At 39.6% G+C, this 8,019-nt stretch carries 7 protein-coding genes; 5 read left to right on the top strand and 2 right to left on the bottom strand.

Going from position 1 to position 8,019, the window contains the following annotated elements:
- The 3 genes from ACRCJ0_RS07370 to ACRCJ0_RS07360 form a co-directional block, all read left to right on the top strand.
- Positions 1-613, top strand: a 613-nt coding sequence (locus ACRCJ0_RS07370) for an SDR family NAD(P)-dependent oxidoreductase (protein ID WP_431390055.1), incomplete at its 5' end; no start/stop codon positions are given.
- A gap of 32 nt (positions 614-645) precedes the next feature.
- Positions 646-2,991, top strand: coding sequence for a single-stranded-DNA-specific exonuclease RecJ (gene recJ, locus ACRCJ0_RS07365; protein WP_431390054.1), 2,346 nt, complete (start codon positions 646-648; stop codon positions 2,989-2,991).
- Complete coding sequence (locus ACRCJ0_RS07360; protein ID WP_016897377.1) at positions 2,991-3,503, top strand: adenine phosphoribosyltransferase; 513 nt, start codon at positions 2,991-2,993, stop codon at positions 3,501-3,503. The genes recJ and ACRCJ0_RS07360 overlap by 1 nt, the downstream gene beginning before the upstream one ends.
- 619 nt (positions 3,504-4,122) lie before the next feature.
- Here ACRCJ0_RS07360 and lexA read toward each other — a convergent pair.
- Positions 4,123-4,734 (bottom strand): transcriptional repressor LexA, encoded by a 612-nt coding sequence (gene lexA, locus ACRCJ0_RS07355; RefSeq protein ID WP_016897164.1) that lies wholly within the window; start codon positions 4,732-4,734, stop codon positions 4,123-4,125.
- 199 nt (positions 4,735-4,933) lie between these two features.
- Here lexA and ACRCJ0_RS07350 point away from each other — a divergent pair, with 199 nt between their 5' ends.
- A complete protein-coding gene (locus ACRCJ0_RS07350) occupies positions 4,934-5,434 on the top strand; it encodes a diacylglycerol/lipid kinase family protein (protein WP_431390053.1) in 501 nt (166 codons plus the stop codon).
- Between the two features lie 84 nt (positions 5,435-5,518).
- Complete coding sequence (locus ACRCJ0_RS07345) at positions 5,519-5,857, top strand: diacylglycerol/lipid kinase family protein (RefSeq protein ID WP_431390052.1); 339 nt, start codon at positions 5,519-5,521, stop codon at positions 5,855-5,857.
- Positions 5,858-5,977: 120 nt separating this feature from the next.
- Here the strand turns inward: ACRCJ0_RS07345 and ACRCJ0_RS07340 are convergent, their stop codons facing one another.
- A complete protein-coding gene (locus ACRCJ0_RS07340) occupies positions 5,978-7,642 on the bottom strand; it encodes an NFACT RNA binding domain-containing protein (protein WP_431390051.1) in 1,665 nt (554 codons plus the stop codon).
- Positions 7,643-8,019: the final 377 nt, after the last annotated feature.

Here is an 8,019-nt window from a genome sequence, read left to right as displayed (position 1 = left end):
GGTGACTGGTGACGAAGCCGAGAAATTCGCCCAATATTGCTTTGACAAAGGACAAATCGAAAATTTTGTCCATTGTTTAGGATTCGGTGATTTTTCAGCAATTAGTGACCAAGGTTATACGCAAATCGCAAAACTGACCCATACAAATTTATTATTAACCATGTTTCTTTCAAAACGCTTTGCAGCTGGGATGTTACACCAAGATACGAAAGCCAATAACATCACCTTAATTGCGTCAGTTGCTGGCTTAATTCAAACGCCTAAATCAGCTGTCTACGCAGCCAGTAAAGCGGGTGTTCATGCCTTTGCTAACGGCTTAAGACAAGATTTATGGTCAACCAAGATTAAAGTGACTTGTATCTTGCCTGGTCCAGTTGACACTGCCTTCTTTGATATCGCGGATAAAGATGGGTCATACTTTAAAAATGTCCAATCTTTTGCCACCACACCAGAGATTGTTGCTGACAAAATGGCAACCGCGATTGAACGTGGCCAGTTTGAGGTAGTCGTGCCATTTTACTATGAAATTATGAATCGTCTAATGAGATTGGCGCCTAGCCTAGCCTATCGTTTAATTCATATGACCTATGAAAAAGGCCAATTTAGAGACTAATTTTCTACGAAACTTAGAAATGAGGACAAATTTTGTTGCAATCAGTTTATGAATGGATAGAACCTGAATACTTAAGCAATGCGGATGTTACAGCTGCAGCCTTTATCCAGCAGCTAGCTGAAGACCTATCCTTACCAAAGATGGTCGTACGGGTCATTTATGATAAGGGCTACCAAACACCTGAAGCGATTCAAGCTTTTATCGCTAAAGAGCCTGTATTTCATGATCCATTCTTATTAAAAGATATGGAAAAGGCCGTTTCAAGACTACAACAAGCGGTTGAAGACTATGAAGAGATTTTAATCTACGGGGATTATGACGCAGATGGGATCACTTCAACGACTATTTTGTATGAAACCCTTGAAATGCTTGGGGCCAATGTATCCTTCTACTTACCTAACCGGTTTGAAGATGGGTACGGACCAAACAAGGATGTCTATGCTTATTACATCAAGAAAGGGACCCAACTAATCCTGACTTGTGATAATGGGGTAGCAGGACACGAAGCCGTAGCTTACGCCAAAGACCAAGATGTTGACGTGATTATCACGGACCACCATGAAATTGGAGACAGCTTGCCGGAAGCCTATGCAATCGTCCATCCACGCCACCCAGAAGGCCAATATCCTTTTGGTGATTTAGCAGGTGCTGGAGTCGCCTTGAAATTGGCTACAGCCTTACTTGGTGAAACGCCAAGTGATTTACTGGATGTTGCCGCTATTGGCACTGTTGCGGACTTGGTATCATTAACTGACGAAAACCGAGTAATTGTGGCATCTGGTTTGGACCAAATGAAGCATACCGAGCGGTTAGGCTTACAGATGTTCTTTGAAAAAGAAAGCATCCAGCCAGACCAAATCGATGAGCAAACGATTGGTTTTATTCTGGGACCAAGATTAAATGCTTTAGGTCGTCTAGGCGATCCAAACCCTGGTGTGCGGTTCTTAACCTCATTTGATGACCAAGAAGTTGGTGAACTGGTTAAGTTACTGGACTCAGAAAATAATGCCCGTAAAGCCATCGTTGATGAGATGGTGAAGGAAGCGGAAGCTTTAGTTGACGGTGAAAGTCAATTACCGCAAATGATTATCTTGGGCCAAGAAGGTTGGCATGAAGGAGTCCTTGGAATTGTAGCCAGCCGTTTGGTTGAAAAATACCACCGACCAACCATTCTACTAAGTAAGAATGCTGAAAATGGCAGCTATAAAGGCTCTGGCCGTTCGATAGAGGGGATTGACCTTTTCCAAGTATTACAAGCCGGTAAAGCCTATGCGGACAAATTTGGTGGTCATGAAATGGCCGCTGGGATGACTGTAGCTATTGACCAGTTTGAAGCTTGGAAGACGGCTTTACTTGACCGAGTGACTGAATTTTCAGCGGTATATACTCAGCAAACACCGCTGAAAATTGATGGGATCATCGGGATTACAGACATCACTCTTGAAAATATTAAAGCCCTTGATCCAATTAAACCCTTTGGTACCGATAACCCACAGCCCTTGTTTTTAATAAAGGACGTCCAATTATCACAAATCCAATTGATTGGGAAGGACAAGAATACTTTGAAACTGACAGTAGCAGATGCAGATGTCAAAACAAGTATGATTGCTTTTAAATCTGGTGCCTTAGCCAAACAATTAGTAGCAAACGAACCAATCGATGTGGTGGTTACCTTATCCATCAACGCATGGAACGGAAACCAATCACCGCAAGCTCAAATCAAGGATATTCGCCAGTCTAGTAAAAGTATTTTTGACTTGCGAAATATGCGTGAGCGTGATCAAATCATGTCAATTGAAAATGCCACTTATGTCTTTGAAAATGCTCCGTTTTTCAAGGCTTATAAAGACGAAATTCCTTTCACAAGTGAAGCCATCATGGCCAGTGAGATTGATCAAATACTTGATAAAGGATCAGCATTTGCTAGTAAGGATAGCTTAGTTATTTTTGATATTCCAAAGGACTTATCAGCAGTTAAAGACCTGATAAACCGGGCGGCAATTGATAATATTTATATCTATGCTTATTCTGCGGTCAATGCCTACATGGTTGGAAAGCCAACCCGGCAAGAATTCGGCCAATTATATAAATACTTACAAGGCCACGGAACAGTTCCACTGGCGGGTAAGGAACAGGCATTGGCAGACTTCTTCAAAATTTCTAAAGTGAAACTTGATTTAATGGTGAAAGTCTTAGAAGAAGCGGAATTGGTTAAATGGCATAATACAGATTTAGTGACCTTACCGGTAAATGAAAAGGTAGACTTATTGGCTACTCAAACCATGGCCGATTGGGAAACCCAAATCAATAATGAACGACTCTTACGGTATAATGATGTTACGATGATTAAAGATTATTTCTATTCAGGAGGAAAATAATGGATTTTAAACAATATGTTGCAGACGTACAGGACTTCCCAGAGAAAGATATTTTATTTAGAGATATCACGCCTTTGATGGGGAATGGCCCAGCCTTCCACGAAGCAATTAATGAAATCGTGGAATTTGCACGTGAGAAAGATGTAGATGTGGTTGTTGGACCAGAAGCCCGCGGATTTATCGTTGGGTGTCCGGTTGCTTATGCATTAAATATTGGCTTCGTTCCCGCACGTAAAAAAGGTAAATTGCCTCGTGAAATCGAGTCAATCGATTACGGTTTGGAGTACGGTCAATCAACCCTACAAATCCATAAAGATGCGATTAAACCTGGCGATAAAGTCTTAATTGCAGATGACTTATTGGCAACTGGTGGTACCATCGAAGCTTGTGTATCATTAATTGAAAAATTAGGGGGCGAAGTTGTCGGTGCAGCCTTCTTAGTAGAATTAGATGAATTCAAAGCCAGAGAAAAAATCGCTGGTACGGACGTATTCTCGTTAATGCACTACTAGTATGAAGTAGTAAAATAACAGAAAACATGACCAAATCCCCATAGGGCGAGACTTGGTCATGTTTTTTTGCATAAATAATAGGATTTTGGTCGAACAATCATCATTAGGCGGTAATATTCAATTCAGATACAGCTCATAAAACGGGAAGGCCATGACCGATTGGTCACCATCACAAGTTACTGTTAATTGACTACTAAGTGTATCAAAAGAAACTTGAATCGATATAGTTCATGATGACGAAAGCTGTCGCAGGTCCACGAAGATCAATTTACCGTCGAGGGTAAACTAACGTAAATGGTAGTTGCCAGCTTCTTTAACCGCGATGGCTGCTTCTGACAGAATATTTCCCTTTGTGATGTTAATTATCAAGTTTTCTGGTAACCACTTTTCTAAAATACAGAAGCAGGATTAGCTTCAAGTAATTGTTCTGCAAATGCATCGACGATATATTGTTTCATATACTTTACGCCTGCAATATGGAATATCTCTTGCGATTAATTTAGTGGATATTTCAAAAATGTAAATAGGTGATTGTCGTATAGCCATCGACATGGTTAATTTGAGTGAAAAAAAAACCATGATGATCATCGGATAATGGATGCCACCATGGTATAAGGAATTAATAAGTATGTTCTCTAAATAAACTGATTACGCGTCCTAAAATTTGTACGTCTGGTAAAATAATAGGCTCTAAGCTATGGTTTTCTGGTTGTAGGCGAATATACCCATCCTCTTTAAAGAATCGTTTACAAGTAGCTTCACCTTCGTCAGTCATGGCGATTACAATATCACCATTTTGGGCAGACAATTCTTGACGAACGATAACGAAGTCTCCGTCTAAAATACCTGCTTCAATCATTGAATCACCACGGATTTTCAGCATAAATAGAGATTCTGATTGGTTTTTCAAAGTAGGTGGAATAGGGAAATAATCTTCAATATCTTCAACGGCAGTAATTGGTTGACCGGCAGTTACCGTACCAATCATTGGGATACCTTGACTAGATACACCTAGTAATTCCAAGCCTTTTTCTGTGATTTCCATAGCACGCGGTTTAGTCGCATTCCGAAGTAGATAACCTTGCTTTTCTAATTGAGAAAGGTGGCCATGGACTGTAGAAGTTGAAGATAGGTTCACGGCTTCACAGATTTCCCTTACTGTTGGGGGGAACCCTTGACTTTGAATGTTTGAATAGATACATTTTAGAATTTGCAGATGACGTTCTTTCATTAGCTGTACTCCTTTTTTGTGGGTTATGAGTTCTAACTATTCACGTTTTATTTATAATCAGTATAGCACATACGTTCGGTCAATACAAACGTACATTCGATGAATGTGAAAATACTGACCAATATTCGTCTGATAGCCTAGTGTTTGGTATAATGGAGGGCATAATCATACACGTAATAAGATAAAAGAGGTGTCAAACATGGGAAATAAGGGTTTCTTATTTATTTTTTACCAAGCTGCTGGGAAAAAGAAGAAGGCCGATATAAATGCATTGGTATTAGACCGGGCTTCAAAAGCAGGATTGAATAAAGACGATATCTTTTTAGTGTATTCGACATCAAAGGCGTCTAGCCAATTTTTGATTGACCGTTTTTCAGAAAAATATCGAGTTGGGGTAGTTGTTGCCTGTGGTGGCGATGGAACTGTCCATTCAATCGGGAATTTGATGATAGATACTGCGCTTACTTTTGCTATCTTACCCTTAGGTACTGGGAATGACTTCTATGCTGGCTTATACGGCAACCGTTCGGTTAAAGACCAGATTGACCATATTTTTAAGGGTAAAACGAGTGAAACAGATGCCATTTATATTCCTGAATTAGACTTGCATACTATGAATATTTTGAGTGTTGGCGCCGATGCGAATGTTGTTTTTCAAGCCAATGACTTTAAAGAAAAGCATAAATTCTTGCAAAAATAAGCCTACACGGCTTCAATTCCAAAGGCCTTACAAGCAGGTACGGCATTCGATATTGGCCTAACAGCCAGAAAAGATGGGGCAGAGTTGAAGCTGATGGATGGGCCATATATTCTGGCCGCATTATGCAATGGGGTTATGTATGGTGGTGGTTTTAAGATCAACCCTGATAGTCAAGTGAATGACGGCCTTCTAGAATTGGTTTATGTACAAACTATGCCTATGCATAAAATATTGGCTGTCTTATACAAGTTTTTCGCTGGAAACCACGAAGATTTGGAAGAGCTAGATAATGTAATATGTGATGAAGTGGTTTATGCTAGTAAGGATGGCAGCCCGATGATTCTGAACTGTGATGAGGAAGTTTATCAATTATCAACATTTACTTGCCAGGTGAGGAAACACGCTTATAAACGGATTATTTAGAAAATATATGTAGTAAAAAGACCGACTGGTTTGATGACTACCCTTGTGAGCGAGCTAGGGGGGAGCAATCTGCCAATCGGTCTTTTTGCATATTCGGTGATGAGTTTTTAATATCGACACTTAAACGATTTTTGTTGGTGTGACAAAGATCGTTTTTTGTTCAAAGTAATTCACAAATCCAGGTTTACTTCCATTTGGTTTTTTCACGTGTTTTACTTGCGTGTAATCAACGGGCACGTTATTGGAGTGGCTATATTTTGAAAAGGCTGCGGCTAATTCAGCTGCTTGGATGATTTCAGCTTCACTAGGGTCACTGGTTTCTAAAATAACGTGTGAACCAGGAATATCCTTGGTATGGAACCAATAGTGGTTTTTATTGGCCTGGCGCATGGTTAATTGGTCGTTTTGCTTGTTGTTTCGACCAACTAAAATTCGGTTACCCTCCGCAGTTTCATATTCACGCGGTTTAGCTGAGGCATTATTTGACCGTTTTTTCTTATCTTGCTTTTGCTTTTTAAGATAGCCTTGGTCAATTAATTCATCCCGTATATCCGCTAATTCGTTTGGTTCAGCAAAGTTCAATTGGGTTTGGATAGATTCCAAATACTGGATTTCAGCTTCAGCAACGACTTTTTGTTTTTCGATATGATTAATAGCATTCCGTAGTTTATTATACTTATGGTAGTATTTCTGCGCATTTTGTGACGGTGTTAAGGCAGGGTCTAAGCTAATCGTAATGGGTTGATCATTGTCGTAGTAGTTGGCTAAAGTTACTTCAGTTTGGCCTTTTTCAATTTGGTAAAGGAAGGTTGTCAATAATTCACCTTTTAACTGGAAAATGTCGGCCTTAGATGATTTCTCCATATCCTGGTTTAAATTAGCCAACCGTTTGTGTTGATGAGTCAGATTCTTCTCAACGACTTGAATAATGGCATTACCGACTTGACGGACATAATCATGCTTACTCTTCTCTGCATAATAAGCCGTTAATAGGGCGCTCAAATCGTCATAATGACTTTCTTCCCCTGAAATTGTTGTGTAAGGGAAGACTAAGAAATGTTGCTTATCATCTTGGACCACTAAGGTTGGATTTGGGTTTTCAAAGTCCGCACAGAAGTCTTGAATCACTTGATAAGGTTTACGACTATCTTTTTCAATTAAGCTTGCCAATTCAATTGCTGAATCACGACCTAATCCCATAAGTTGACTCTGTAAGAATTTAGCTGTCATTAAGGACTTGTCGGATTCAAAGTTTTCGCCAACCTTAAAGGGATTAACCTGGTTTTGGATTGGGGGCAGTTGGTAAGTCGCCCCAGGTAGGATCGTTCTAAAAGTATTTTGGTACATGGGCACATGTTTGATGGCATCGATAATCTTTTTATCCTTATCTAATAAAAAGATATTTGAATGACGACCCATAATTTCAACAATCAATTGTTGCTGGCTAGCGTCGCCTAATTCATCTCGTCTAGTTAAATTGAAGAGGATAATCCGGTCATTGTCGTACTGTTCAATGCTATCAATAATGTTTCCTTCAACATACTTACGCAATACCATAGTAAAGTTTGGTGGGGTTTCTGGGTTATTATAAGCTTGTTCTGTGACTTGGATACGCCCAAAACTTGGATGGGCTGAAATCAATAATTTGTGATTTTTGCGATTTGCGCGAATCGTTAAGACCAACTCCATATCGTATGGCTGTTGGATTTTATGAATACGTCCGCCCGCAAATGTTGTGTTTAATTCTTTAATCAGTGCATGGGTAAACATACCGTCAAATGACATGTAAGCACCACCTTCCTAGCGTTTCATTATAAGGGATATTGGCGATTTTAGCAAAAGTTGCGATTTTTCGCTGACAAGATTTTTTCTAGGCAAAAATGCTCATATTCCAGATATTATGCTTGTCATTTTTCTCATGATTTGTTAATATTTGTTTAATGAGATATCAAAGACGAAGGGAGCCACTCAAATGTTAACTGCTGTGCAAACAATGAAATACTGGCAAAGCCACATGAATTAGTTGTATCTGCACGAGTGCGCATAGATACAACTTCAGTTTTCTGGACTGTATTTATGTGGAGACAAAATTTGAGCCTTTCAAAATAACCCCCACATAGACATGATAGTAATGATTTATCAATCAACTATGTGGGACCCAG

This window comes from Aerococcus sp. L_32, from assembly GCF_050689315.1.
This window is presented reverse-complemented; position numbering and strand designations above follow the sequence as displayed.